Source organism: Pseudomonas sp. FH4, from assembly GCF_000510915.2.
In the GTDB taxonomy this organism is placed as follows: Bacteria; Pseudomonadota; Gammaproteobacteria; order Pseudomonadales; family Pseudomonadaceae; genus Aquipseudomonas; species Aquipseudomonas brenneri.
Map to the genome: position 1 here is coordinate 1 of NZ_AOHN01000002.1, position 24,579 is coordinate 24,579.

At 52.3% G+C, this 24,579-nt stretch carries 26 protein-coding genes and 3 pseudogenes; 15 read left to right on the top strand and 14 right to left on the bottom strand.

Features of this window, described 5'->3' with window-relative positions; all coding sequences use genetic code 11:
• Positions 1-134 precede the first annotated feature (134 nt).
• The 4 genes and pseudogenes from H097_RS00820 to H097_RS28520 all read left to right on the top strand — a co-directional run.
• Positions 135-1,397 carry a hypothetical protein gene (locus H097_RS00820; RefSeq protein ID WP_032856625.1) on the top strand — a complete coding sequence of 421 codons (1,263 nt, stop codon included), beginning with the start codon at positions 135-137 and terminating at the stop codon, positions 1,395-1,397.
• A gap of 327 nt (positions 1,398-1,724) precedes the next feature.
• Positions 1,725-2,057 carry a DUF2790 domain-containing protein gene (locus tag H097_RS00825; RefSeq protein ID WP_019334883.1) on the top strand — a complete coding sequence of 111 codons (333 nt, stop codon included), beginning with the start codon at positions 1,725-1,727 and terminating at the stop codon, positions 2,055-2,057.
• Positions 2,058-2,275: 218 nt separating this feature from the next.
• Positions 2,276-3,601 (top strand): annotated as a pseudogene (locus H097_RS00830) (OprD family porin).
• A 164-nt stretch (positions 3,602-3,765) separates the two neighbouring features.
• Positions 3,766-4,171 (top strand): annotated as a pseudogene (locus H097_RS28520) (potassium transporter Kup); the annotation flags it as partial.
• A gap of 265 nt (positions 4,172-4,436) precedes the next feature.
• On the opposite strand, the gene H097_RS00840 reads toward H097_RS28520, so the two are convergent.
• The 3 genes from H097_RS00840 to H097_RS28305 are packed head-to-tail and all read right to left on the bottom strand — an operon-like array spanning position 4,437 to position 6,220.
• Complete coding sequence (locus H097_RS00840) at positions 4,437-5,084, bottom strand: hypothetical protein (RefSeq protein ID WP_032856627.1); 648 nt, start codon at positions 5,082-5,084, stop codon at positions 4,437-4,439.
• Between the two features lie 12 nt (positions 5,085-5,096).
• Positions 5,097-5,834, bottom strand: a complete 738-nt coding sequence (locus tag H097_RS00845; RefSeq protein WP_032856628.1) for a HupE/UreJ family protein — start codon at positions 5,832-5,834, stop codon at positions 5,097-5,099.
• A gap of 47 nt (positions 5,835-5,881) precedes the next feature.
• On the bottom strand, positions 5,882-6,220 hold the full coding sequence (locus H097_RS28305) for a hypothetical protein (protein ID WP_229752137.1): 339 nt from the start codon (positions 6,218-6,220) through the stop codon (positions 5,882-5,884).
• Between the two features lie 127 nt (positions 6,221-6,347).
• Here H097_RS28305 and H097_RS00850 point away from each other — a divergent pair, with 127 nt between their 5' ends.
• The 4 genes and pseudogenes from H097_RS00850 (at position 6,348) to H097_RS00865 (ending at position 8,980) form a co-directional block, all read left to right on the top strand.
• Complete coding sequence (locus H097_RS00850) at positions 6,348-6,647, top strand: metal-sensing transcriptional repressor (protein WP_032856629.1); 300 nt, start codon at positions 6,348-6,350, stop codon at positions 6,645-6,647.
• Positions 6,648-6,654: 7 nt separating this feature from the next.
• A pseudogene (locus tag H097_RS00855) lies at positions 6,655-7,790 on the top strand (nickel/cobalt efflux protein RcnA).
• 12 nt (positions 7,791-7,802) lie between these two features.
• Positions 7,803-8,240 carry a YqaA family protein gene (locus H097_RS00860; protein ID WP_032856630.1) on the top strand — a complete coding sequence of 146 codons (438 nt, stop codon included), beginning with the start codon at positions 7,803-7,805 and terminating at the stop codon, positions 8,238-8,240.
• A complete protein-coding gene (locus H097_RS00865) occupies positions 8,237-8,980 on the top strand; it encodes a TraX family protein (RefSeq protein WP_050593284.1) in 744 nt (247 codons plus the stop codon). Before H097_RS00860 ends, H097_RS00865 begins: the two co-directional genes overlap by 4 nt.
• A gap of 41 nt (positions 8,981-9,021) precedes the next feature.
• Here the strand turns inward: H097_RS00865 and H097_RS00870 are convergent, their stop codons facing one another.
• Positions 9,022-10,332 carry an MFS transporter gene (locus H097_RS00870; RefSeq protein ID WP_032856631.1) on the bottom strand — a complete coding sequence of 437 codons (1,311 nt, stop codon included), beginning with the start codon at positions 10,330-10,332 and terminating at the stop codon, positions 9,022-9,024.
• A 359-nt stretch (positions 10,333-10,691) separates the two neighbouring features.
• On the opposite strand from H097_RS00870, the gene H097_RS00875 reads away from it, so the two are divergent.
• Genes H097_RS00875 through H097_RS27370 form a run of 3 tightly spaced genes read left to right on the top strand, consistent with a single transcriptional unit; the run spans position 10,692 to position 12,170 of the window.
• The gene (locus tag H097_RS00875) at positions 10,692-10,967 is read left to right on the top strand and encodes a metal/formaldehyde-sensitive transcriptional repressor (RefSeq protein WP_025992775.1); all 276 of its coding nucleotides are present in this window, start codon (positions 10,692-10,694) and stop codon (positions 10,965-10,967) included.
• 11 nt (positions 10,968-10,978) lie between these two features.
• Positions 10,979-11,944: a CDF family Co(II)/Ni(II) efflux transporter DmeF gene (dmeF, locus tag H097_RS00880; RefSeq protein WP_032856632.1), complete on the top strand. Its 966-nt coding sequence runs from the start codon at positions 10,979-10,981 to the stop codon at positions 11,942-11,944.
• Positions 11,945-11,987: 43 nt separating this feature from the next.
• Entirely contained in the window at positions 11,988-12,170 is a 183-nt protein-coding gene (locus tag H097_RS27370; protein WP_017341650.1) for a DUF1289 domain-containing protein, read from the top strand.
• Between the two features lie 319 nt (positions 12,171-12,489).
• Here H097_RS27370 and H097_RS00885 read toward each other — a convergent pair whose 3' ends face one another.
• The 5 genes from H097_RS00885 to H097_RS28525 all read right to left on the bottom strand — a co-directional run bounded on the left by H097_RS00885 (position 12,490) and on the right by H097_RS28525 (position 16,664).
• Positions 12,490-12,957, bottom strand: a complete 468-nt coding sequence (locus H097_RS00885) for a DUF411 domain-containing protein (RefSeq protein WP_032856633.1) — start codon at positions 12,955-12,957, stop codon at positions 12,490-12,492.
• Positions 12,958-13,119: 162 nt separating this feature from the next.
• Positions 13,120-14,121, bottom strand: coding sequence for a copper resistance protein B (locus H097_RS00890; protein WP_032856634.1), 1,002 nt, complete (start codon positions 14,119-14,121; stop codon positions 13,120-13,122).
• The gene (locus H097_RS28310; protein WP_099170805.1) at positions 14,093-14,338 is read right to left on the bottom strand and encodes a hypothetical protein; all 246 of its coding nucleotides are present in this window, start codon (positions 14,336-14,338) and stop codon (positions 14,093-14,095) included. The genes H097_RS00890 and H097_RS28310 overlap by 29 nt, the downstream gene beginning before the upstream one ends.
• A 12-nt stretch (positions 14,339-14,350) precedes the next feature.
• Positions 14,351-16,279, bottom strand: coding sequence for a copper resistance system multicopper oxidase (locus tag H097_RS00895; protein WP_032856635.1), 1,929 nt, complete (start codon positions 16,277-16,279; stop codon positions 14,351-14,353).
• A 178-nt stretch (positions 16,280-16,457) separates the two neighbouring features.
• Positions 16,458-16,664: a co-regulatory protein PtrA N-terminal domain-containing protein gene (locus H097_RS28525; protein WP_032856636.1), complete on the bottom strand. Its 207-nt coding sequence runs from the start codon at positions 16,662-16,664 to the stop codon at positions 16,458-16,460.
• A gap of 392 nt (positions 16,665-17,056) precedes the next feature.
• Here H097_RS28525 and flgB point away from each other — a divergent pair, with 392 nt between their 5' ends.
• Positions 17,057-17,470 carry a flagellar basal body rod protein FlgB gene (gene flgB / locus H097_RS27375; protein ID WP_080761982.1) on the top strand — a complete coding sequence of 138 codons (414 nt, stop codon included), beginning with the start codon at positions 17,057-17,059 and terminating at the stop codon, positions 17,468-17,470.
• 30 nt (positions 17,471-17,500) lie between these two features.
• Here flgB and H097_RS27380 read toward each other — a convergent pair whose 3' ends face one another.
• From H097_RS27380 to H097_RS00920, 5 genes are all read right to left on the bottom strand, one after another.
• A complete protein-coding gene (locus H097_RS27380) occupies positions 17,501-17,701 on the bottom strand; it encodes a heavy metal-associated domain-containing protein (RefSeq protein ID WP_074321237.1) in 201 nt (66 codons plus the stop codon).
• 111 nt (positions 17,702-17,812) lie between these two features.
• Positions 17,813-20,083, bottom strand: coding sequence for a heavy metal translocating P-type ATPase (locus tag H097_RS00905; protein ID WP_159440117.1), 2,271 nt, complete (start codon positions 20,081-20,083; stop codon positions 17,813-17,815).
• 89 nt (positions 20,084-20,172) lie between these two features.
• Positions 20,173-20,418, bottom strand: coding sequence for a DUF2933 domain-containing protein (locus H097_RS00910; RefSeq protein WP_050587200.1), 246 nt, complete (start codon positions 20,416-20,418; stop codon positions 20,173-20,175).
• A 95-nt stretch (positions 20,419-20,513) separates the two neighbouring features.
• Positions 20,514-21,050: a plastocyanin/azurin family copper-binding protein gene (locus H097_RS00915; protein WP_019334911.1), complete on the bottom strand. Its 537-nt coding sequence runs from the start codon at positions 21,048-21,050 to the stop codon at positions 20,514-20,516.
• Between the two features lie 163 nt (positions 21,051-21,213).
• On the bottom strand, positions 21,214-21,567 hold the full coding sequence (locus H097_RS00920; RefSeq protein ID WP_019334912.1) for a co-regulatory protein PtrA N-terminal domain-containing protein: 354 nt from the start codon (positions 21,565-21,567) through the stop codon (positions 21,214-21,216).
• 206 nt (positions 21,568-21,773) lie between these two features.
• Between H097_RS00920 and H097_RS00925 the strand changes: the two genes are divergently transcribed.
• From H097_RS00925 to copC, 3 genes are all read left to right on the top strand, one after another.
• Positions 21,774-22,469 (top strand): heavy metal response regulator transcription factor, encoded by a 696-nt coding sequence (locus tag H097_RS00925; RefSeq protein WP_032856637.1) that lies wholly within the window; start codon positions 21,774-21,776, stop codon positions 22,467-22,469.
• A complete protein-coding gene (gene copS / locus H097_RS00930) occupies positions 22,466-23,854 on the top strand; it encodes a copper resistance membrane spanning protein CopS (RefSeq protein WP_032856638.1) in 1,389 nt (462 codons plus the stop codon). Before H097_RS00925 ends, copS begins: the two co-directional genes overlap by 4 nt.
• A gap of 339 nt (positions 23,855-24,193) precedes the next feature.
• The gene (gene copC / locus H097_RS27385) at positions 24,194-24,577 is read left to right on the top strand and encodes a copper homeostasis periplasmic binding protein CopC (RefSeq protein ID WP_017341635.1); all 384 of its coding nucleotides are present in this window, start codon (positions 24,194-24,196) and stop codon (positions 24,575-24,577) included.
• Positions 24,578-24,579 lie beyond the last annotated feature (2 nt).

Sequence of the window (24,579 nt, forward strand, 5' to 3'; positions counted from 1 at the left end):
ATCGTAAGGGGGAAACGGTGTCCTGTCTTTCATGGGGCTCGTTCAGAGGGACGGAAAAAGTTGACGCTGTCCAATCTGACTGCCGAACTGGTTGGTGTGATCGAGAAAGAACTGCTGGCCAGGGTCGGCTAAGAATGTTTTCTAATGTGGTAGCTCTCTACCGCGCCATTGGAGCGCCCACCATTGAGGACGGAGTCATCCGCTATGAGGGGATGCCAACGCCCGACATTATCGGTGCGTTGCGAATGTGCGATGGCCTGCCCGCAGCCTATGGCAAGTTCGAGCATTGCTCTGAAGAAGCAGACTCTCTCGATATTGAGTTTCGCTTGCCATCGAACGAGTCTGGCCGGTTCTACGCGAACCTAGGCGAGTTTGTCGCTCGCAATGGCTCATTGGGCAAGGGGCAATTCCCGAGCAACGTATACATTGTTGAGCTCTGTTGGGCAGATAGCGATGACATCGAGCCTCCGGCGATTAAGGCGCTCAGGCGCGTCTGCCGGCTCATCGAGCTGCTTGCACTGCTAGCGATCGGTGTCGACAAAGACAGCAGCCAAGATGGTTTTAATCTGTTCTTTGCCTTGCCTCCCGATGGGGCTAAGCCTCCGAGAACTTTTCTGTTACCTACCCAGGTTGACGTCAAGGTCCTTGACTATGAGCTCAATCACCTGAGCTTGTTGGAAGAAATACTCAATCGAAAAAACGAAAATAAGGCACACCTCTCCGAACGAAAATTAATGATTCGGATGGCGGTGGCTAGCGTCATCGAGAAGTTTGAGAGCGAGCCCAATCTGTTCTTGGTGATCGTGCGGGAGTGGCGGGAGGTCCTCGCCACATACCGCGCTAATCTGCAAACCTACGTCTATAGCTTCTCGTTTGAGCGGGCCCGGCGGGAGGTGGCCCAAGCTGAAATCGACTATGGCACGAAGCTTAGCGGGGTGCTGGGCGACATCGCCGGCAAGATGCTCGCCCTGCCGATATCGCTAGCGGGTTTGGTCGTGCTGGAGAAAACAACCTCAAGATTCGAAGGTTTTATCCTTGTCCTTGGGTTGGCAGCGGTTTCTGTGGTTCTGCTTGCAATCCTTCACAACCAAATGCTGCAAACGGAGCGCCTCCTACACAGCTTCAATGTCATTTTCGATGATTTCAAGGACAAGATAAAAACATATCCCCCGAAACTTCAGGGGCTGCTCAGGATCACCATCGATCAAGTCGACAAGCAAGGCCTAACCCTCACCAGGACCTTTCGGTTGCTGAAGGGGTTGTCCCTGCTTCCAATCGTCGGTGCTTTGCTGCTAGCCGCGATAAAATACCGGGACGATTTCTTATGGCTGTTAAAGGCTATCCTAGCGATGGTATTTTCGGTACTCAACGTAGCCCCTAATATTCTCAGCCTATAAGGCTTTTGTAACACGTTCCTCGTCTCATCTTACTGCGCTCAAACCACTCATCCATATGGAGCAGTCCAAGCAGCTGTCCATAATATAGATGAGATGTATCTTTAATAAAAAATACTTGGGTATTTCGTGAGAAACTCGAGTTGATCTTTAATGCTTATCTGACATATTCAGCCTACTCCGCCAATAAGTTAAAATTCTAATAGTCGAGCTCACCAGTGCTGAGGGACACCTTACGCATATGTAATATTCGCGGCAGCTTTCTGAAAGGCATCACTGGTTATCCTCTAGTCAGAAGTAAGTGAACACTAGGAGAAAATCATGAAATTCATGAAATCACTAAAAGCTTTTTTTGCCGTTTCCATCTTGACCTTGTCTTCTTTGGCCATGGCTGAAGGCGGTGGTGACCGTGTTTATGGTCGAATGATGCAAGAGAACCAGAAGGCGATGGAACAGTACGCCTTAGAAAATGGAAAGACGACACCTGAAGTTGTTCATTATGAATATGGAATGAACCTCGATGTCCAGAAGGTAATCAGTACCACTCAAGCCAATAAAACCTGTGGCGTAGCTCCTTCGCGCATGACCTATGAAGATTCGGCGGGCAAGCTCAACACCCTGGAATACAAGGTTATGGGTACTAACTGCCCTCACGGAAGCTAGTTAGCGTTGGCCCTAGCTGCGCCAGTTTGTTCGGTATGTTTTGAGCCTGCTTACTGTTCGCTGACATAGAAGTAATTTTCAGGTCACGCTGGAGTTATCTATTGTATGAAATTATGTCTGCCGGCACGTAGGAGAAATCCTCACGTGCTGGTGGCTTTTTATAATTATAAAAAATATTTCATAAAGAAACTCTGCCAAGCTAAAGCCTGGAGTGTTAAATGAACAATAAAAGCATTTATGGTCTTTCTCTAATTGCCCTTGGCATGAGCATGGGGCAAGTTGCAGTAGCTGTGGAGCAAAAGCCTGAAGGGTTCATTGAGGGGAGCACCTTTAGTATTCTCAATCGGAATCTCTATCTCAATCGTGATTATCGAAAGGGCCAGTCAAGCCCCACGGGCAATGGTTACTCAGCCGAATGGGCTCATGGCATCATTGGCCGATTCGAATCAGGCTTTACTCAAGGTACCGTAGGCTTCGGCATTGATGCGTTTGCAATGGAAGGCCTCAAGCTCGATTCAGGTGATGGTCGCTCGGGAGCCCGAAGCTCAGTCGATGTCTTGCCGCACAATAGCAAAGGCCAACCTGAAGACTCCTACTCAAAAGTAGGCGGGGCCGCAAAAGTGCGTTTCCTGGATACAGTCGTCAAGGTAGGCGACGTATTTCCATCGACGCCTGTCGTTGCCTATGGGGATTCCCGACTTCTCCCGGAGAGTTTCCGTGGTGCAACGTTCACTAATACCAGCATCAAAGGCCTGACCCTTCAGGGGGGCCGGCTGCATGCGATGAGCCAACCCAATTCCAGTAGCATGCGTGACGGCTTTTCAACTTTTTACGCCGGTGCAGTAGATGCTCCATGGATCGCTTATCTAGGGGGCGATTACACGGTCAATGAGCACGTAGGTGTGAGTCTTTACACCAGCCAATTCAAGGATGTGTGGAACCAATACTACGCGGGCACCACATTGAGCTATCCACTCTCAGAAAGCGTATCGCTAATCGGCGGCTTTAATTAATACCGAGCGGTTGATGAGGGTAAAAAACTTCTGGGAAGCTTCGATAACAACATCTGGAGCGGCAAGACCGGGGTCAAATTCGGAGCGCACGCCGTGACCGTTGGTTACCAGCGCAATAATGGTAACGACGACTTTGACTACCTTCGCCAGTCCGACTCAATTTTCTTGGATAACTCTATCCAATACAGCGATTTCAACTCACCGAAAGAGCAATCCTTGCAGCTGCGCTACGATCTAGATATGCAGGCTTTCGGCATCCCCGGTCTCAGCTTCATGACCCGCTACGCTAAGGGCTGGGATGCGGACTATTCCAACGCGAACAGCGTGTACATGCGTCGCGGCGCGGATGGTGCCCCATTGCAGGACCAAAAGCGTTGGGAGCGAGACATAGAGGCCAAATACGTCATCCAGTCAGGCTCTCTGAAGGACATGTCTTTGCGTGTTCGCCAAGCAACGACACGAGCTACCGATTTCGAATCTGATTTGGACGAAGTCAGACTGATTGTCGAATACCCATTGCAACTGCTTTAACGGACGCTAGCCATCGGCATCAGGTGTCCAATTGCCAAATACACCCCCGTCTCTTTGTTTCTCCTTTGGTTTAGAGACGGCTTAGGCGCCCTAGTGGCGCCTTTTTTTGTGGATTGACATAAATGTTGGTATGACCCGGCAGTTATTACAATGCTGATACAGCCCCTCATGCGCTCTCGCACAATCTATTGCATAAACAGGTTCTGCACGAGCAGGTGGTGTTGCTAACTGTGGCGTCTGAAGACAGCTGCGCGTACCAGATGATCGGCGGTTTGAGGTCTAGGCTTATGACGAATAATTTTTCCGGGTTAACCCGCACTTTGGTCTTATCGGGGAGCCTGACCTAGCCGTAGCCTTGAGTTTCTTACACTTGAATGAGCTGGATTTCTGCACGAAGCAATCCACCTACTTCCTTAGCCGCGAGACGGATATCCCGATCAAGCGTATCGGAATGGCTCGTCGGCGAGAAAGCTTGTTCACTTTTTTACTGAAGCACGTCAACAGCAACCTCAAATACTTCCATTTGCCGCTGACCGAGTGGTCGAACTGGGTGCGCAGGTTGAGATATAGAAGCAAACAAGGCCGCAAATGCGGCCATGTTTTATTCAGGGTGTTACTCGTGTGAGTGTCCGTGCTCAGCGGTCTTGGATGTTGTTCCTTTCTCACCGCCACCGCATGCGGTCATCAGGCCAATAAAGCAAATCAGGAGCATCGAACGAATCAGCGTTGCTGGGGTTTTCATGGAATGACTCTTCAAAAAATGGATGAGATAAATGGTCTTTATCTAGGTTGATCGCTGCATTTTCGGCAATAGAACAGCCATCGCTGCTTCGGATTACTGTTTGACGCTCAAGTAATCGCCGGCCGTTCTCAGTGAGATGGTCACGTCGCTATTGCTGCGGTTACGCCAAAACCAACCATGGGTGCCGTCAAAAATGGCGGTGAATTCACCTTTGTCACTTTTGACTTGCTTGCCCTTGGTATAGCTGTGGAAGTAACCCTTTTCACCGTTGTAAGGCTCGCCATGGGTGTCGTAATTCACAGGCCCACCAGCCGCTGTCCATTCATAGCTGACCGTCTTGCCCTTCAGCACTTTCAGTTTGATTTCTGTCCCTTCACCTGGCTTGAGCGTGACGCTCATTTGATTTGTCTTCAGAGCTGGGGGAGGTGTCGCCACTGGCGGAGTAACAGGTGTCGCAACAGGTTCAGCCTGTGCAACCTGCGAAGCTGGAGCTGGAGCTAAAGTTGCTGGTTGAGGTGGTGCTGCATCCGCCAAAGCCTCCTGGGCCAGGATGATCTTCAGTTCGCCCATTTGGGTCAGCCCCAGTGCTCGGCCCACACCCGTTGGATCAACGGCATATTCCGAAGGCATGACAACGGTCACCAGCAGGACGACCGCAGTCAACAGTGCAATGACAGTCGAACGCACCAGTTTGCGAGTGCTGGGCAATTCATTAACAGTTGGAAGCGGAGTATTGAACATGGTCAGAATTCCTTACGCAGAGACAAACAGGCCGGTGATCTGGTAACCCATCAGCAGGAAACCGGCACTCATCATGGCGACGTTGGCGGCGTAGGCGTGGCGCCAGAAACCGCCGGTGCGCCGCCAATACCCCATCAAAATGAGAATCGCGCTAAGGGCCAGCAATTGGCCGATCTCAACACCTACGTTGAAGGCGATCAGGTTCGGAATCAGGCCATCAGACGAGATCTCGTACTCCTGAATCTTCGTTGCCAGCCCAAAACCGTGGAGTAGTCCGAAGATCAACGTGGCCACCTTGGTGTTGGGTTGGAAACCGAACCAGCGCTGGAATGCACCCAGGTTATCGAGCGCCTTGTACACCACCGAGAAACCGATGATGGCGTCGATGATGTAGGAGCTGATGCTGATCTCGGTCAGTACGCCAAGCAGCAGCGTGACCGAGTGGCCTACAGCGAACAGCGTGACGTAGAGCCCCACGTCTTTCAGGCGGTAGAGGAAGAAGATCACCCCGAACAGAAACAGCAGGTGGTCGTAGCCTGTCATCATGTGTTTGGCTCCCATGTAGATGAAGGGCAGCAACAAGACGCCGGAACTTTCCTGGATGAAGCCCTTGTCTCCTTCCGCGACGGCGTGAGCCATCGCCTCGGGCATCCCGAGGAAAAGTGCAGTGACAAGTAAAAAAAACAGCAGTAGCGGGCGGTGCGATGGCGCAGTGAATGCGACAACGCCGCTCATCGAGTGCGAATGCATAGATCAATCCTACGTTGCAGGGATCAAAGGCCGCGGTGCGGCCATGGTCAGGATGCGAACGAAGGACGGGGTGGACGCTCGATCAAGAAAATCGGCGGACGAGGAACGGAATATCGGCGTGCATCAACTCGTATGGACAGCTTCGGCTGTGCAGCCAAACTCAACGCGGACGTGAGCTGTGGCGTTTCGTGCTGATGGTCAGGGGTCAACGGCGAGTGGTAGTGATCCGAGTAGCTCGCGCTCGACATCTCTGCCTGCTGCTCATTGGAGTGATGGGCATCTTGCGCAATCTCCCAGGCTGGCTGTTTCGATGTCACCGACAACGTATAGGTATGCCCGGCCCAAGCCACAAACATGGCCAGAGCAAGTGCGATTACCACCGTCATTGTCAGTGTTCTACTGAACATAGTGTTCGGCTTTCAACTCGTTTTGTGGGGCTTTGATGCGTTTGACCGCATCCCCCTAGGGGGGATAGGATGCCAGCCTAATTCATTGAGGCCTGAGGCTCAAGTCATGAGTGAGCAAGAACACGAACACAGCCATGCGCATACCCACCAAAGTCATGAAGCAATCATCAAGCGGCTCAAGCGGGCGGACGGCCATTTACGCGGCATCATCACCATGATCGAAGAGGGTCGTCAGTGCGTGGACATCGCCCAGCAGCTGCATGCTGTTGAAAAAGCGGTGTGCCAAGCGAAGCGCACGCTCATCCAGGATCACATTGATCACTGCCTGGAGGACACCGTCTCGGCGTTGAACAATGGCGAGCGCGCACCACTGGAAGCCTTCAAGCAAATCACCAAGTACCTTTAGGTCTGACATGCCCAACTTCGCTGAACTCTTGCAGCAGGTGGTTCACACGCCTGGCTGTATTTTCCGAGCGCTATTCTGCTCGGTGCCTTACATGGCCTGGAGCCGGGCCATTCAAAAACCATGATGGCGGCCTTCATCGTGGCTATCCGTGGCTCGGTCAAACAGGCCGTTTTGTTGGGCTTGGCCGCGACGCTTTCGCACACCGCAGTGGTGTGGTTGGTTGCAATCGGCGGAATGTACCTGGGCAAAGGTCTGGATGCTCAAACCACAGAACCTTACTTCCAGCTCGCGTCCTCCGCGCTGATCATTGTGATTGCGCTCTGGATGTTGTGGCGTACCTGGCGTGGTGAGCAGATGTTCAAGTTCGAGCAAGGTGATGATCACCACCACGACGAGCATGACCATGGTCATCATGATGAGACCCACCGAATCGATACCAGCCATGGCCGTGTTGAGCTGTCAATCTTCGAAGAAGGCATGCCACCGCACTGGCGCCTGAAGACATTGACCGGACACGCCTGGGCAGCCTCAGATGTTCGCCTGATGACTACCCGTCCGGACGGCAGCACTCAATCGTTCTCTTTCGTCGAGCGCGAAGGCTTCCTGGAGTCGGCAGTCGATATCCCGGAGCCTCATGAGTTCAGTGCCCGCTTGAGTCTGGGCCATGCGGGTCATTCCCATGATTATGACCTAGAATACCAAGAGCATGATCACGGGCACGCGCATTCCGAACTGGAAGGCCTGGAGTTGTCGATTGATGGCTATCAGGATGCGCATGAGCGCGCCCATGCCAACGATATCCGCAAGCGCTTTACCAACCGTGAGGTCACCACGGGACAGATCATTATGTTCGGCTTGACGGGGGGGCTCATTCCTTGCCCTGCGGCCATCACCGTTCTACTGCTCTGCCTTCAGATCAAAGAAGTCGCCTTGGGTGGCGTGCTCGTCCTGTGCTTCAGCATTGGTCTGGCGCTCACACTGGTTACCGTCGGTGCAGCAGCCGCTATTGGCGCCAAGCAGGCCTCGAATCGCTGGCCTTGGATGGGCGCCGTTGCGCGTCGTGCACCTTACCTGTCCAGCGTGTTGATCATCGGTGTTGGTCTGTACGTCGGCTTTCATGGCTGGATCGGCCTGAACGCATGAGGCGACGTCCGAGTGTTTGAACTCACCAGCTACGTTGGTCTGTTCCTGGCGGCATTCGGTGCCGCCACGTTACTGCCAATGCAATCTGAAGCTGTGCTGGTCGGGATGCTGCTTTCCGACCAGTACGTCGTTTCTACGCTTTTGGCGGTCGCCACCTTCGGCAACGTGCTCGGATCGGCGCTGAACTGGATTCTAGGTCGCTCTATTGAGCGATTGCGCCACAAGCGCTGGTTCCCGGTGAGCGAGAGCAAGCTTGAAAAGGCCCGGAACTCCTACCTGCGCTACGGGCGCTGGTCGTTGCTGCTGAGCTGGGTGCCGATCATTGGCGATCCGCTGACAGTCGTCGCCGGAGTCATGCGCGAGCCACTTTGGAGTTTTCTGCTGATTGTCACCCTGGCCAAGGGCGTGCGTTATCTCGTGCTGACCGCCGTCACACTGGGGTGGGTATGACGACTGCTCATACAGCCCAGAATTCCTTACTCAAGAGCCGAAGCAGTAGTCTGGATCTGATCAAGTGGCTGGCGATGCTGACCATGGTTATCGATCACTTACGCTTGGTGTGGCCGGAGATGAGTAATCTGTTCATTCTGGGGCGGCTGTCTTTTCCGCTGTTCTGTCTCGCCATTGCGGCCAACGTGGCGCGCTCCAAACCGGGTGAGTGGCTGACTGCTGCGAACGGACGCTACCTCGCCTTGATGCTGTTGTTCGCCGCCATTTCAGAAGTGCCTTATCGCTACATCAGCACCTCGGGATCATTCAACGTGTTGGTTACCCTGGCGTTAGGGCTGGTGATTGCCTGGGGGTGGCAACATCGCACTTTGTTGAGCGGCGCTATGGCGTTGATGGCCGCTGCAGTTGCCTACGTGCTGGATGATCCTCTGATGTACGGCTTCTACGGTGCACTTGTTCCAGCGGCTGTCTTAGTAGCAATAAAGAACCCAGGTGTTCTTTGGCTGCTGCCAGCGGCTCTATGCCTGTTGAGCAATACCCGCAGTAGCATCGTAACCAGGGCGTTGGACTTGGAAATCTATTCAATGCTGGCTTTGAGCACCGCATTCGCGGCCCCCTTGATCGGACTTTGGCTTCTGCGTCAGACCTTCTCCTTCAAGATCTGGCCGGTCGGGCAATGGGGCTACTGGTTCTATCCGGGGCACCTTGCCGCTCTGCAAGCCCTACGGCTCCTAGTCTGAATGTCCGACAGCTAGCCTTAGCAAATCTTAGGAACTTACAATCATTTGTTGGGCCATCGGCGATGTTGATCATCGATCACGTATGGATGTTCGTGATCCGCACCTTCCTGGCCGTCGACGTGCGTGTGATCGCCCGGCAGATTCTCATGGGTGTGCTTGATAGAGTCTTGGTCATGAGCTGGACGCCAGATCACGATGCTGACCACCAGCGCACTACCTGCCACGACAGCGAGCCCAACAAACGACGCAGTGAGGCTGATGTTCGCACCCAACCATCCCGCCAATGGGTAGGTAATCAACCAGCAAGCATGGGATAGCGCAAATTGGGCGGCAAACAACGCTGGGCGATCTTCGGCATGTGCCGAGCGACGCAACAGTCGACCGCTCGGGGTTTGAGCCAAGGAGTAGCCCACCCCAAGCACCACCCACAGCGGTAGCAGGAAGTTATAGGTGGTTAGGTTGATGCCAACTGCTAAGCCTGCGACCAATACTCCTCCACCAAACAACATGGCCGTTCGGTCTTTGATATTTTTCAACAGTCGAGGCAAGACCAGGGCCGCCACCATGGAACCGCCACCAAACGCGGCCAGCGCCAATGCCGTAGAACTCTGCGGCAGAGCGAAGCGCGACTGCACCAGCACCACCGTATTGACGATGACCATAGCACTGGCGGCCGCAACCGTAAGATTGAGAGCCAACAGCCCTCGCAAGCGAGGTGTGGCCAGAAATATGCGCATGCCACGGGTGGTTCGTTCGTAGATGCTGCGTCGTGGTATCTGCTTCGCCTTAGGCAGCAGCACTGTGGCGACTAGGGCCGCTGAGGCAAGGAACCCAATGACCGTGCCGGCGAACAGGCTATGGAAGCTGATCACCGTCAACAGTGCAGCGGCAAGCATCGGGCTCGCGACACTTTCAAGATCATAGGCCAGACGTGATAGCGACAAGGCACGGGTGTAGTCGTCTTCATCCACCAGTATGTCTGGAATGGTCGCCTGGAACGTCGGAGTGAACGCTGCCGAAGCGGACTGAAGGACGAAAATCAGCACGTAGATTTGCCAGACTTCCGTCACAAACGGAAGAGCCAGTGCGACCAGTGCTCGCACCAGATCCAGAGAGACCAGCATTGCCCGGCGGGGTAAACGCTCTGCAAAAGCGGCTGCGATTGGCGCAACGCCAATGTAGGCCGTCATTTTGATCGCCAACGCCGTACCGAGCACAGCGCCCGCATTGGCACCTGCAAGGTCGAACGCTAATAGGCCTAATGCAACAGTGGCAAGACCCGTCCCAATGAGCGCAATCACTTGAGCCAAGAAGAGGTGGCGGTAGGTACGGTTGGCTAGGATTTTCAGCATGAAATATCTCAAATAGCGAAGTGCGTAACCATGTGGTTACCGAACTTTCCACGAAGAGACGCAATCAGCTGGTTTCGTCTCTGTTGATTGCTGCATCCTCCCAGGGGGGATGTGGTTCGATCCTAAACCATAGACCTAGGCAGCTCAAGAGATAGGCGCTACGCCATCTATCGAATTATTGAAGTGCCGGGCCGCCCATACGGCTTGTATTGGTACTGCGCGGCGAGGCGACGTGCTGAATGTTTCGAATGCAGCATTCAGATGCTGCAACGCTGCTGGTCGGATGGATTCCCTCCCTGGGTTGTATGGCCAATTGGAACGTGTGATTATATTGTTCTAATAGGTAGGGGGGGTATGGTATGAGTCACATGAGATCAAGCAAAGACAATCTTCTTAAGCGCGTAAAGCGAATCGCTGGGCAAGTCCAGGCGATTGAGCGAGCACTCGACTCTGATGATGACTGCTCGAAAACCCTGCTTTTGGTCGCTTCTGCCCGTGGCGCTATCAATGGGCTGATGGATGAAATTATCGAAGACCACGCTCGTGAACACGTCGCGAATCCGACACTCAGCAATGACGAAAGAGCGAAAGGTGTCGACGAGCTGCTCGAAGCCATTCGCCGCTATTCCAAATAGGATTTGCCCAGATGAGTAATTCGTACGCCGAGTATTCCCACGACCATATGTTCCTTGGGAAATCACATGAAGAAAACGCCAAGCGAACCTTGTGGGTGGTGGCCCTGACCGTCGTAATGATGGTTGCTGAAATCACCGCAGGTTATCTCACTGGCTCAATGGCGTTGCTTGCCGATGGTTTTCACATGGCAACGCATGCAGGAGCACTCGGCATAGCCGCAGCTGCTTACGCTTACGCTAAAAGACATGCCTCAAGTGCTCGCTACAGTTTTGGAACTGGCAAGGTGGGAGACTTGGGTGGCTTCGCTTCTGCTCTGATTTTGGGACTGGTTTCCTTGGGAATTGCTGGAGAGTCGCTGTTTCGTCTCTTTCAACCGACTCAAGTGCAATTCGGGACAGCGACTCTAATCGCGATTGTCGGACTAGCAGTGAATGTGGTGAGCGCGCTTTTGCTGTCTGGCGGTCATGATCATCACCATGGGCATGACCACGATCACGATGAATCTCACCATGCGCATGGCCACGACAATAATTTGCGCTCTGCTTACGTTCACGTCATTGCAGATGCACTGACATCAGTTCTGGCCATCGCAGCCCTTCTTGCTGGTCGATACCTTGGTTGGGTATGGCTCGACCCTGCAATGGGGATTGTGGGTGCCGTTGTGATTGCACGCTGGGCTTGGTCGTTGATGCGGGTGACTTCGGGTGTATTGCTCGACCAGACAGATGATCATGTCGCTGAAGAGATTCGTGAACTGGTTGAGCGACCGGGAGATGCTTCGATCATTGATCTTCATGTCTGGCAGGTTGGGCCGCAAGCCCGCGCCGCGATTGTGAGTGTTCTGGGCAGCCCAGCAGTCAATGCAGAAAACATACGAGAACGGCTTGCGACGGTTCATGAGATCACTCATCTGACAGTTGAGTACCGCACGAAGTTGGGCGCTGACGCACCCGATCAGATCGCCGTTCTGGCTTAGCAATGAAACCGCAGCACGCATAAGTTCGACGAGGAATTGAACAATGGCAAAGGACATCGAAAATCCCTGTATTTCTGTTTGCCAGCTGAACAGCGAACTGTGCGTTAGCTGCGGTCGCACCAAGGAAGACATCAGAAAATGGAAACGAATGAAGCGTCCAGAAAAAATGGCCGCTGTACAACGCGCGACCCTGCGTCTGAAGAGCCTTCAAAAAAAGAACTCTTAAGCCACCGTCATTTACGTTTTCTACTGTTTCAGCCGAGACAGATGTCCTGATTCGGGAAGGTACGCTGAGGGTGCAACGCCATCTCCGAACTTAACACTATCGCGATCAACTGCGCAGTGCTTGTCAGCATGCGGAGGATGGGGTCATCTCAAATTCTTATTGAGGACTGCGGTTCGGGGTTATCTGATTAGGCACAAGCATGCCTTTACGACGGCTGTTGATCGTCTTTAGCCATGGCTTGAGAATGAAATCGAAGGAGCATGTCCCGCTGCATGGTCATGAACGCTGACCATGCTGTGACGGGAGGGATGGGGTGGGATTAGTTTTGAGGGTACTCAGCAATGACCTGATCTGTGCCAGCTTTGGTCAGGCCGATTATCTGGTAGGCCTCATGCACTCCGTCGACTTCCATTCCTGGAGAACCAGGTGGCATGCCAGGAGCAGCGATCCCGAGAAGGTCGTCGCGTTTACTCATCGCAATTATTTGCTCAGCTGGCACGTGGCCTTCAACAAACTTCCCGTTGATCATCGCGGTGTGACAAGACGAGAGTCGTGGAGCGACACCCAGATCTAGTTTGAGAGCACTCATGTTGGTTTCTTCATGATCGATGACGGTGAAGCCATTGGCCTCAAGATGCTGAATCCATTTTTTGCAACATCCGCAGTTTGCATCACGATGCACATCGATGGTGAGGGCCTGCGCCGCTTGAGCCGTTGAGCCAATGAACAGCGCGGCGAATGTTGCGATACGCAGAAATCGACTTGAAAGTCGGAAGCTACCTGTCATGAATATTTCCTTTTCCCTCGGAGACGGCGAGATGTTCCATGAAGCAATAGAACCCCACTCAAGCGTTTATGCCGCTGCAAAGGTTACATTGAAGGATCTACTTTAGAGTCGGGGAGCCAACTCCCCGATCATTTGAATCCGTAGGGCTAGTGCTCAAATCGCTCAGAACCACATCCGAATACCAGCTACAAATCGGGCCTCGTTTGTTTTTTCCCCTTCATCGCTGGCCAGGTCAGCCGTTTTACCGTATGAGCGATTCCAGCTAACACCAATGTAGGGTGCGAATTGACGAGTAATTTCGTAGCGCAACCGCAGGCCTAGTTCGGTGTTGGCCAATCCAGATCCTATGCCGCGCTGAGGATCATTTTTCCCGTACAAGTTTACTTCGGCGGTCGGCTGCAAGATCAGGCGATTGGTCAACAGGATGTCGTAATCGCCTTCAAATCGAGCAGCGGTTTGACCGTTCTCACCAATATAAGCAGTCGCTTCAGCTTCAAAGTTATAGAGGGCCATGCCCTGAATACCGAGCGCTCCCCAGGTTTGAGGTGACCCGGGTTTGAAATCTTGTCGAATACCGGTGACGACATCCCACCATGGACCGATGGCGTGTCCCCACAGAGCCTGAAGTTCAGCGTTTTCGGTTACGCCATTTGTACGTTCACCTTCCGAACGCAACCAGAGGCGGTCGACGTCACCGCCGATCCACCCTTTTGCATCCCAAGCCAGCGCACTGCCGTTGTCAGCGTCTTGGTACTCAAATTTATCCAGGAGGATGAACGAGTTAATTTTTTTATCGTGCACACCATGGCCTGGTACGTCTGGAAAAGCGGCGGCCCGGTCAGCGTCGGTAAGTACGGGGATCGGGGTTCGGCTTGTGGTAGTCGCCCCTCCATCCATGCTTTGCATACCGTCCATTTGCCCGTTATCCATGCTCATCTTGCTGTGATCCATCGCGGCATCTTTCGCTTTGGCTGGTTTGGATTTTTGTGCAGTTGAAGGCTTTGCGTCCGCACTTGATGGCATCGCCATCGACGGATCCATCTCTTCAGCGGCTTGAGCCATAAAAAAGAATGCTGGACCGGTGGAGACTGCAAGTGCCATCAGCGTTGGGCGTAAAAACTTACTGGTCATGATCTCAATCTGCCTTTTTGGTTTTTTGGTCATGATCCATCGACTCATGGCTCATCTTGCTATGGTCCATTGACCCGTGATCTAGCTTCGAATCGTTTGCCGCTGCTGGCTTGTCCGTTGCTGTAGCAGGAACAGTGGTTGAATGATCGCTGCCATTTTCCTCTGCCAGCACCGTGGACGAGAGTCCACTCAGCAGGACAGCGGCAAAGAGGCAACCCACGAGGGAATTACGATTTAGGTATGTGCTCACAGATCGTCTCCTTTACTCATCAACCCGTACTTCACGGAACATGCCCATTTCCATATGGAAAAGCAGATGGCAGTGATATGCCCAGCGGCCTAAGGCATCAGCGGTGACTCGATAGCTGCGTTTGGTACCTGGTGGCATATCAATCGTGTGCTTGCGCACCATGAACTTGCCGTTCTCATCCTCGAGGTCACTCCACATGCCGTGAAGGTGGATGGGGTGGGTCATCATGGTGTCGTTCACCAAGGTGATGCGCAGACGCTCGCCATACTTCAGGCGCAGCGGTTCGGCGTCAGAGAATTTGATGCCGTTGAACGACCACGAAAACTTCTCCATGTGACCGGTCAGGTGAAGCTCGATGGTACGATTTGGCTCGCGGCCGTCAGGATCTTGGAAAGTGCTTTTCAAGTCGGAGTAAGTGAGCACTCGACGACCATTGTTCCGCAAGCCTATGCCAGGATCGTTCAGCTTTGGCGTTGGACTCATGGCTTGCATGTCAACCAAGGGATTGTTGGTTTCAGAGGCTGGGTGAGTCTGCATTTCTCCACCCATACCGCCCATGCCAGCCATCCCTGACATATCGCCACTGCCCATTCCTGCCATCTTGCTGTGGTCCATGCCAGCCATGTTGGACATGTCGCCTTTGTCCATGCCAGCCATCTTGCTGTGGTCCATGCCAGCCATGTTAGTCATGTCACCGCTGTCCATGCCGGTCATCCCGGTCATGTCACCTTGGTTCATCCCTGCCATCTTGCTGTGATCCATGCCGGCCATGTCGCCGCCGCCCATTCCACCCGAGCTGCCATGGTCCATACCAGCCATACCGCCCATCCCCATGTCATCCATAGTTACTATAGGACGTGGGTCAATCGCAGGTATCGGTGCCTTTAGGCCGTCACGCACTGCAAGTGTTCCGCTGGCGTAACCTGTGCGATCCATAGACTGAGCGAAGATGGTGTAAGCCTCATCAGTAGCAGTCTCCACAATAACGTCATATGTTTCAGCTACCGCAATACGAAACTCGTCGACGCTCACCGGCTTGACATGTTGACCGTCTGCGGCAACCACGGTCATCTTCAACCCAGGAATGCGGACGTCGAAATAGCTCATGGCGGAGCCGTTGATAAAGCGCAGACGGAGTTTCTCACCCGGTTTGAAAATACCAGTCCAGTTACCGTTGGGTGCCTGGCCATTCATGAGATAGGTATAGGTATCCGCGCTGACATCGCCGAGGTCAGTAGGACTCATGTTCATCTCAGCCCACATCTTTCGATCTGCTACCGTCGAAGACCAACCTTTGCTGCTGACATCGTCTATGAAGTCTCCGACGGTGCGCTTGTGATGGTTGTAATAGCCCGATTGTTTCTTGAGCTTCGCCATAACGCGACTGGGATCTTCGTCGGTCCAGTCAGTCAACATCACCACGTAGTCGCGATCGTATTGAAACGGTTCAGGTTCTTTCGAATCGATGACGATTGGACCGTAAACGCCTGCCTGCTCCTGCAAACCCGAGTGGCTGTGATACCAGTAGGTTCCGTTCTGATGAAGCTTGAATTTGTATTCGTACATGCCATCGGGTGCGATGCCATGGAAGCTCAAGCCAGGCACACCGTCCATGTTGGCGGGTAGGATGATCCCGTGCCAATGGATTGATGTGTCTTGGTCTAGACGGTTTTTTACACGCAGAGTGACGGTCTCCCCCTCACGCCAACGCAGCAAAGGTCCGGGCAATGATCCGTTGATGGTCATAGCTGTGCGAGGCGAGCCTGTGATGTTTACAGGGCTTTCACCAATAAACAGATCAAATTCGTTACCGGAGAGTACGCTCGGCATACCAGGACTTGTCACCGCCCATACAGGAGTGCGCCAAAGGCCAAGGCCGCCGAGAATGCCACCAGCGGCCAAGCCTTTCACGAATGTCCGCCTAGAGGTTTTGGAGTGCATGCCGTTATGTCCAATCAGTCAAAAGGGAAGCCGCGCGAAACAACAAATGAATTGTCTGGATGAGACTCACTCACCGTTACAAAAGACGAACTCAAACGGTAAGCGAGCTCAGAAGTTGCCACATTTAAACCACCACAGTGATTACATTTCTGTCAGCTTGTGAGCGTAGCTCAAATATTTAGCAATTTTTGTGGTCCATCGCCCTGGCTTTGCTTTCCGCGACAGGAGGCTGGGCATTTTTCGTTTGGGCTACTTGGTACGATTCCATCGAGTTACTCCTGGCCGCTTCCATACGTTCGAAAGTGCGGTCACCTCCGCCTTCAGCCATAGCAAAAGAAGATACGGTCAGAGCAGCGATGACGAACAAGGTTTTGATAGGGTTCAATAGGGTTCATTTGGGTTTCCTCTGATAGATGGTAGCCCCTGAATCCACAACAAAGTTGATGCTCAGGGAAGAGCTTAAGGCTCAATAAGACTATAAGACTGATTCCCTGTCAGGCAGCTTAGGCCAATATTACAGTTGTGTCAGGTTCCGATATTTCTCTTGAGGTGCGATGTACTTAATCCGTATGGTCTATCCACTGTCGGAGTTCGCTGAAACCAATCTCCTAAAATTTAGCCGTTCGGTGTTCTGTGCTTTCGGTCACTTTCACAGGGCTTGACGTTTTTTGAATTTGCACCGGAGTTATAAGTCGACTTAGACGCACCACATTCAACACATAAGTGTTTGATATAGGTGAAAATTGGAAATAGTAGCGTAACGGAAGGTGGCCGCTTGTGAGCATTAATTTTGAAAAAGCGCTTGGCTCCGCCGAAAGAGCGTTAGTTTATCGCAGCCAAAGAGCCGAGGTACTTAGCAATAATATCGCTAACGCCGATACTCCTAACTTTAAGGCTAGAGATTTGGAGTTTTCTGCTGTGCTCGCCAGCCAGACAACACGAGGCTTGAATTCTCCATTCTCTTTGAAAACAACAAACATAAAACATATTGCCATTAACGAATCAGCAAGTGATGGTCAACGTGATGCTTTGTTTTACAGCACGCCTTACCAACCTTCAATTGATCAAAATACTGTGGATGCACAGCTTGAAGTTGCAAAGTTTACTGAGAACGAAATTCATTTTGAAAGCGCTTTTAATAGATTGAACGGAGCATTTAAGGGGCTGCTTAAAGCTCTGCGAGGTGATTAGTAAAATTTACCCAACAATGAAATCAGCGCCTTAAGCGCTGATTTGCGATGGGAAACCGAGTGATTCGACAGCTTTACGAACTTGCTCTGGGTTTTCGCTACTTTCAACGCTTACCTTACCTGCCGCGCGATCCACGGAAACTTTAGCCTCGCTGTCCAACGATTGAATCGCTTTAGTGATTTTGCTGACGCAGCTACCGCAACCAATGCCTGATACGTTTAAGACGAACATGGTTATTCCTCTTGTGCTGAGCGGTCTCTTTTCACCGCGATGACAGCATCAACGTTGACACCGCGGTAAGGTCAAGAGTTATGTTTTGTGGGGTGCGAGCAACGGTTTCGCTCAAGCTATATGGGTATTCCTCAGTCTCAAAGCATTGAAAACTACAGACGCAGAACTGACGCTCATGGCTAACGCAGCGATCATTGGCGACAGAAGGTGCCCCGTCAGCGGATAGAGTAGGCCTGCGGCCAAGGGAATACCCATTGAGTTGTAAAGGAAGGCGAAACCCAAGTTTTGCCGCATGTTTTTTACTGTCGCAACCGAAAGTGCCCGTGCCCGTAGAATCCCCATCAGGTCGCCTTTTACCAGCGTGAGCTGAGCGCTATTCATCGCGACATCAGTCCCTGTACCCATGGCAATGCCCACATCTGCACGCGCCAAGGCCGGTGCGTCGTTGATACCGTCGCCGGCCATGGCAACCTTTCGACCGTATCGCTGGAGGTCCGCCACCAGGCGCTCTTTGTCCTGAGGTTTAACTTCTCCATGAACCTCTTCAATACCCATCTCCTTGGCGACAGCACGTGCGGTGGTGAGCCCGTCTCCGGTGGCCATGATGATTTTTACGTTATCAGCTTTAAGCTTGGTGACTGCTTCTTTGGAGGTCGGTTTTATCGGATCTGAGACCGCCAGTAATCCTGCCAGAACCCCGTCAACTGCTAGATAGATGATGCTGATGCCTTCAAGGCGCAACAACTCTGCACGGTACTGTAAGACCTTAGTGCTTACACCGGCAGCGTCCATCAGTGCTGTGTTGCCCAGCTGTACCTTCTTGCCATCAACAAGGCCACTGACTCCAATCCCAGACCCGGACTCAAACGATTCAGGCTTGGTGAGCGCGATATTTTCAGTTCGGGCGTGATCGACGATGGCGTGCGCCAAAGGATGTTCGCTGCCTTGATCAAGGCTAGCGGCCAGTTGAAGAACATCGTGTGGGTTGAAATCTGGTGTGGCCTCCACACTGTGAAATACCGGCCGTCCCTCTGTCAGGGTCCCCGTTTTATCGACAATCAGCGTGTCGATCTTGCAAAGGTTTTCAATAGCACTGGCGTCCCTGAACAGCACACCCATACTGGCCGCTTTACCCGTCGAAACCATGATCGACATGGGCGTTGCGAGACCAAGTGCACAGGGGCAAGCGATGATAAGTACGGCGACAGCGTTGATCAGGCCGAAGACCCAGCTGGGTTCCGGGCCGAATAGTCCCCAGCCTAAGAATGTCAGCAACGCAATCGCGATAACCCCCATCACAAAGTAGCCGGCGATCGAGTCGGCCATTCTTTGCATTGGCGCTTTGGAGCGTTGGGCTAGAGCAACCATTTGCACTATCTGCGATAGCATGGTGTCGGCGCCGACCTTTTGCGCCTCCATCACCAAGCTCCCGTGAGTATTAAGCGTGGCGCCGATCAAACTATCCCCTGGTCTTTTCATTACCGGCACAGGTTCACCAGTGAGCATGGACTCATCCACCGCACTTTCTCCCTCGAGCACAGAGCCATCAACTGGCACCTTTTCACCAGGTCTGACCCGCAAATGGTCGCCCAAGTGAACATGGGTAAGAGGAATGTCTTCCTCCTGACCATCGGCGTTGATCTTGCGTGCAGTTTTGGGAGATAGGCCTAGAAGGGACTTAATGGCGGCGGAGGTTTGTGACCGTGCTTTTAGCTCAAGAATCTGCCCAAGCAAGGTGAGCGAGATGATGACTGCAGCGGCTTCGAAGTAAACGCCGATGCGTCCATCTTGCATGAAGGTGGTGGGAAAACTTTGGGGAAAGAGGGTTGCTGCGACGCTGTAAAGATAAGCTGCGGAAGTACCCAAACCTATCAGAGTCCACATATTTGGACTGCGATTTCTAACAGATGCTATGCCCCTTACAAAAAAGGGCCACCCTGCCCATAAGGTGACCGGTGTCGCAAGAGCAAACTCGATCCAGTTTTGAACCGAGCCATGGAAGAGTTGTAATGAATGGCCCGCCATGGCTAGAACGGTCACTATCACGGTTAAAGGCAGAGACCACCAAAAGCGGCGCGCGAAATCACGGAGCTCGGTTTTGTCATCGTCATCTAGCGCCGGAATGACAGGTTCTAATGTCATGCCACATTTTGGGCAATTGCCGGGCCCTGGCTGTTTTATTTCCGGGTGCATCGGGCAGGTAAATTCAGTGGCTACTTGGAGCGCGGGCTCTGTAGCCGCGATGCTGGGTTCAGTGCTGGGATGAATACCGCTGTAGTGCTCTGGAGCTGCCCGAAATTTCTCTTGGCATTTCTGGCTGCAAAACTGATAAATCTGTCCCTGATAAGACTCGCCAAATTTACTTGGAGGCGTAATCGTCATGCCGCACACCGGGTCACGTAGATCAGCGTCAGGGGGCGAGGCTGCGTGGGTAGGACCGTGATCGTGGTGGCTCGGTTTATTGGGCATAGCTATTTCTCTTCCTTGTTGGCTTGCGCCTGATTGCCATGGTCATGTGCGCCATGTCCATGCCCAAAAAAATGCATCAATGGACAGATCAACAGAATGAGATAGGGCAAGTATGGATAGACGTGGCTGAAATGCTCCCGCACCACGTAGAAGGCGCCGATCACAATGAACATAATCAGCACAACGCCTGTTTTGCGCGTCCAAAATGGGGTGGTGATGCTTCCAGCCGGATGCTGATGGTTATTCATGATCTAGACCCCAGCGTGTGAGCGAATTGCTCTGATGTCTGCCTCAGAGCGTAGCCAACTCTTGAGGAGACGCGGGTTTAGCGGTCAGTTCAGGCTCACTTCAGGTCAAATTGACCGACCATCCCAGACTGGTAATGACCTGGCACGTTGCAGGCAAATTGAAGTCCAGTTGTATTGTTGAAGGTCCAGATCAATTCCTTTGTTGCTCCTGGCTCGATCAGCATGCTGTTCGGGTCGTTGTGTTCCATTCCAACCATCTTCATCCCTCCCATGCTGTGACCCATGCTGCCCGTCATTTTCCCTGACCCGGTGGGTGTAAGCGTTCCATTCTGGAACATGCTCGCCATTTCTTTTTGGTGCGCCGCATGAGCGGCGGCTTGGCCGATATTGAATTCGTGCAGCAGTGCGCCCTTATTACGAAGGACAAAACGAATAGTCTCACCAGGCTTCACATCGATGTTTTTAGGCATGAAGAAAATATCACCCATCTCCACATCTACCGTACGGGTCACCGCAGAAGCGACGCCAGGCTGGCCGATGTCCTCTTTGCCATGACCTACGTCTGCCATGGCCGTCGCACCGAAGAATAAGGTGATCGCCGCAATAACTGGGGTAACGAGCTTAGCTTTCATGATGACCTCAAGAGCAAATGGAAAACACTAGCTATGCTAAACGGATAGAGCTGCCAGCTAACTGACGTGAACACTACATTTCTGTCAGTTTCCAAGAGTAGTACGGCGCGCATATGACGCCGTACCAACCGAGCGGATCAAACAGCCCATCGGAGGTACCCGGTTACTGATGGTTCTCAGAAAGCATCAGTTTGTGTTCGCGCTGCATTTGGTTCAAAACGTCATCAACCATAGCGTCGTGCTTTTCCATCCAGGAAAGATGTTCCTGAGGCGACATTGATGCTTTTGGGTGATCCTGATGGAGTTGGTTCATGATTTCGCCCAGCAGTTTCATATGCTCGGCCATGTGTACATGGCGCTCTCCCTCTGGGGCTTTTTCAGCTTGCACCAAGGTCGCTTCTGCTTTGTCGCGTAGGCTTTCCATACGCTCCGCAATCCGATCTGCGCCACCTTCAGCCAAAGCAGACGCTGAGATGAGTATCGAACCCACAAAGAAAAGGATTTTTAGATGATTCATGAGGAAGCTCCTTTTTGATCTGTTTTCCGGCTCCCCCAAGGTTTCATGCGGAGGCGTCGGTCGAGTACTAGGGAGTACCCATGCTCGAACCCTAGACAGCACTCGCTGACATCTACCTGAAGCCAATATTACTTTTCTGTCAGTTGCTGGTTGGCAGAAGCATTTCCTTGCAGACTCATCATCACAATCATTCGAGAGCCACCCCCATGAGACTTCTGGTTGCGGAAGACGAACCCAAAATAGGCATTTATTTGCAGCAAGGTCTTGCTGAGGCAGGGTTCAATGTTGATCGCTTTACCAATGGTAAGGAGGCGCTTCAACACGCGTTGAGCGAGGCTTATGACCTGCTGATTCTCGATGTGATGATGCCTGGGCTGGACGGATGGGAAGTACTTCAGAAGGTGCGGGCATCCGGAAAAAATGTCCCCGTGCTTTTTCTCACGGCGCGAGACCGCGTCGAGGATCGCGTCAAAGGACTTGAGCTGGGGGCAGACGATTACCTCATAAAACCCTTCGCTTTTTCTGAATTGCTTGCCCGCGTCAGAACGCTGCTGCGAAGAGGGAGTACAGCCCCCTCCCAAACTCATATGAAATTGGCTGATCTTGAGGTTGACCTGCTCAAGCGCAGGGTTGTCCGTGGAGGCAAACGTATATATCTCACGGCCAAAGAGTTTGCGTTACTCGAATTGCTGCTCCGTCGTCGAGGTGAGGTGCTGCCTAAGTCGCTTATCGCTTCCCAGGTGTGGGACATGAACTTCGACAGCGATACGAACGTCATCGAGGTCGCCGTAAGGCGGCTCAGAGCAAAGATTGATGATGATTTTGAGGTCAAGCTTATCCACACCTCCCGAGGCATGGGCTACATGCTAGATGCGCCGGATTCTGGGACGGGGCTGGAATGAAGCGAATGTCTCTGACTACCCGCATGAGCCTGATGTTCATGCTAGCTGTAACGGCGGTGCTCACCGTCGCTGGACTCAGTTTTAACAGCCTTAGCCGGCATCATTTCAAAATGCTAGATCAGCAGGCGCTAAACGAGAAGCTACACTCGACCCAAAGAATTTTGACGGGATTGAGTAGCATTGACCAGTTCAGTGATGTTAAGCCTGAGTTGGAGGCGCTGCTGGGTGCTCACCGAGATTTGATAGCCCTGATCTTCGATGGTCACGGCAAGACCCTTTTTGCTGATCCAGGTCCAATCGATATTCCTGAAGACTTTCGCACGACCTCAAACAACAACGTTTGGGAGTGGCGTGATGATGAGCAAACGTTCCGGGGAATAACGGCGCAGGCGATTGTGACTGGACAAGAAAAACCGCTGACCGTTATGTTGATCTTTGACGTTACGCAACATATGGCGTTCTTTGAGACGCTTGAACGCTGGTTTTTGATAGGGTTGTTTATAAGCGCGCTGGTCAGTGCGGCGCTGGGCTGGATGGTCGCGAGCAGTGGACTAAGACCTATTCGCCAGGTTACTCAAGTCGCTGCGTCAATGTCTGCTAAATCGCTCAAAGAACGGATTCCTTTAGCGGCCGTGCCTAAAGAGCTTCAGCAGATGGTGCTTTCTTTCAATGCAATGTTATCTAGACTTGACGATGCATTTGTTCGCTTATCAAACTTCTCTGCGGACATTGCTCACGAACTACGAACACCAGTCAGCAATTTGATGACACACACCGAAGTGGTGCTTTCTCGAAAAAGGAATATTGAAGATTACGAAGACAACTTGTATTCGAATCTTGATGACCTGAAGCGTATGGGGCGGATGATCGATGACATGCTTTTTCTAGCGAAATCAGATAATGGTCTGATTACTCATGAAAACAAACCGATAGACTTGGTAGCGCTAGTAGAAAAATTACTCGAGTACTACCGCTTGTTGGCTGATGAGCAAGGCATCGACCTTAAGGTGACAGGGAGGGGCAGCGTCCGAGGTGACGTTCTTATGCTCGACAGGGCTATCTCTAATCTGCTCTCGAATGCCCTCCGGTACACCCCCGCAGGGAAATGTATCAGCGTCGATATAAGGCAGGAAGGGACGTCAATCTCTGTCTCCGTGGAAAACCCTGGAGAACCTATCGCTCCTGAGCACCTTGAAAAACTGTTTGATCGATTTTATCGAGTGGACCCCGCTCGTAGAGAAGGAAACCCAAGTAATGCGGGGCTAGGCTTATCAATCACTCGATCCATTATCGAGTCGCATGGCGGCAAGATATGGTGCACGTCGTCAGATGGAAAAACAGCCTTTCATATACAGCTCCCATGTGCGAGTGCAGAAAATGCCTAATCAACGACACCATATACACCCGAGCAGCTATGTGGTCTTGCGAACGGTTTTCACGGTGTGAACGTCGCAAAACGGAAGCCCGTTTTAACCATTTTTTCAAGAAATTCAGCGTCCCAAAGCAGGTCCAAGCTGACTGAAATGTAATCGAATAGTTTGCGTTCGTGTGGCATCGTGTACTTGCGCTGTGACGTTGGAATTCTTGTGATTATTCCTGTCCAGCCCGCCCTAGAACACGGAATTTGCTAGGTAGCTCGCCAGTGTTTTTAATAAGCGTAAAAGTAATAACTAGATACTCATCAAAAACCTAGAATCAACAGCTTTTGCTGTGAGGAGTCTTGCATGTCATTCCTTAAAACCACCACCGTAGCTGTAGCACTGACAGCGGGTTTGCTTTTGAGTGCAGTTGCTCAAGCACATCCAAAGCTGCTTTCTTCTACTCCAGCAGAAGGGTCGGATGTTGCTGCTCCTGCGAAAATTGAACTGCAATTTTCTGAGAATCTAACGACTCAGTTTTCCGGTGCTAAGCTGATCATGACCGATATGCCTGGCATGCCTAACTCCCCAATGGGCGTTAAAGCAGCCGTTGCAGGCGGTGGAGATCCTAAGACGATGGTTATTACGCCTGCATCGCCATTGACCACAGGTACTTATAAAGTTGAGTGGCGTGCCGTCTCGTCTGACACTCATCCAATCACCGGCAATTTTTCTTTCAAAGTGAAATGATT

Bases quoted from the DNA above. Each gene is read 5' to 3' on its own strand.
- H097_RS00895 (WP_032856635.1), bottom strand. From the start codon at position 16,279: ATGCACTCCAAAACCTCTAGGCGGACATTCGTGAAAGGCTTGGCCGCT.
- H097_RS00840 (WP_032856627.1), bottom strand. From the start codon at position 5,084: ATGTTCAATACTCCGCTTCCAACTGTTAATGAATTGCCCAGCACTCGC.
- H097_RS00820 (WP_032856625.1), top strand. From the start codon at position 135: ATGTTTTCTAATGTGGTAGCTCTCTACCGCGCCATTGGAGCGCCCACC.
- H097_RS00910 (WP_050587200.1), bottom strand. From the start codon at position 20,418: ATGAATAACCATCAGCATCCGGCTGGAAGCATCACCACCCCATTTTGG.
- H097_RS27370 (WP_017341650.1), top strand. From the start codon at position 11,988: ATGGCAAAGGACATCGAAAATCCCTGTATTTCTGTTTGCCAGCTGAAC.
- copC (WP_017341635.1), top strand. From the start codon at position 24,194: ATGTCATTCCTTAAAACCACCACCGTAGCTGTAGCACTGACAGCGGGT.
- H097_RS00890 (WP_032856634.1), bottom strand. From the start codon at position 14,121: ATGACCAAAAAACCAAAAAGGCAGATTGAGATCATGACCAGTAAGTTT.
- H097_RS00825 (WP_019334883.1), top strand. From the start codon at position 1,725: ATGAAATCACTAAAAGCTTTTTTTGCCGTTTCCATCTTGACCTTGTCT.
- dmeF (WP_032856632.1), top strand. From the start codon at position 10,979: ATGAGTAATTCGTACGCCGAGTATTCCCACGACCATATGTTCCTTGGG.
- H097_RS00875 (WP_025992775.1), top strand. From the start codon at position 10,692: ATGAGTCACATGAGATCAAGCAAAGACAATCTTCTTAAGCGCGTAAAG.
- H097_RS00870 (WP_032856631.1), bottom strand. From the start codon at position 10,332: ATGCTGAAAATCCTAGCCAACCGTACCTACCGCCACCTCTTCTTGGCT.
- H097_RS00925 (WP_032856637.1), top strand. From the start codon at position 21,774: ATGAGACTTCTGGTTGCGGAAGACGAACCCAAAATAGGCATTTATTTG.
- copS (WP_032856638.1), top strand. From the start codon at position 22,466: ATGAAGCGAATGTCTCTGACTACCCGCATGAGCCTGATGTTCATGCTA.
- H097_RS00845 (WP_032856628.1), bottom strand. From the start codon at position 5,834: ATGCATTCGCACTCGATGAGCGGCGTTGTCGCATTCACTGCGCCATCG.
- H097_RS00915 (WP_019334911.1), bottom strand. From the start codon at position 21,050: ATGAAAGCTAAGCTCGTTACCCCAGTTATTGCGGCGATCACCTTATTC.
- H097_RS27380 (WP_074321237.1), bottom strand. From the start codon at position 17,701: ATGTTCGTCTTAAACGTATCAGGCATTGGTTGCGGTAGCTGCGTCAGC.
- H097_RS00905 (WP_159440117.1), bottom strand. From the start codon at position 20,083: ATGACGATTACGCCTCCAAGTAAATTTGGCGAGTCTTATCAGGGACAG.
- H097_RS00850 (WP_032856629.1), top strand. From the start codon at position 6,348: ATGAGTGAGCAAGAACACGAACACAGCCATGCGCATACCCACCAAAGT.
- H097_RS28305 (WP_229752137.1), bottom strand. From the start codon at position 6,220: ATGACGGTGGTAATCGCACTTGCTCTGGCCATGTTTGTGGCTTGGGCC.
- H097_RS00920 (WP_019334912.1), bottom strand. From the start codon at position 21,567: ATGAATCATCTAAAAATCCTTTTCTTTGTGGGTTCGATACTCATCTCA.
- H097_RS00865 (WP_050593284.1), top strand. From the start codon at position 8,237: ATGACGACTGCTCATACAGCCCAGAATTCCTTACTCAAGAGCCGAAGC.
- H097_RS00885 (WP_032856633.1), bottom strand. From the start codon at position 12,957: ATGACAGGTAGCTTCCGACTTTCAAGTCGATTTCTGCGTATCGCAACA.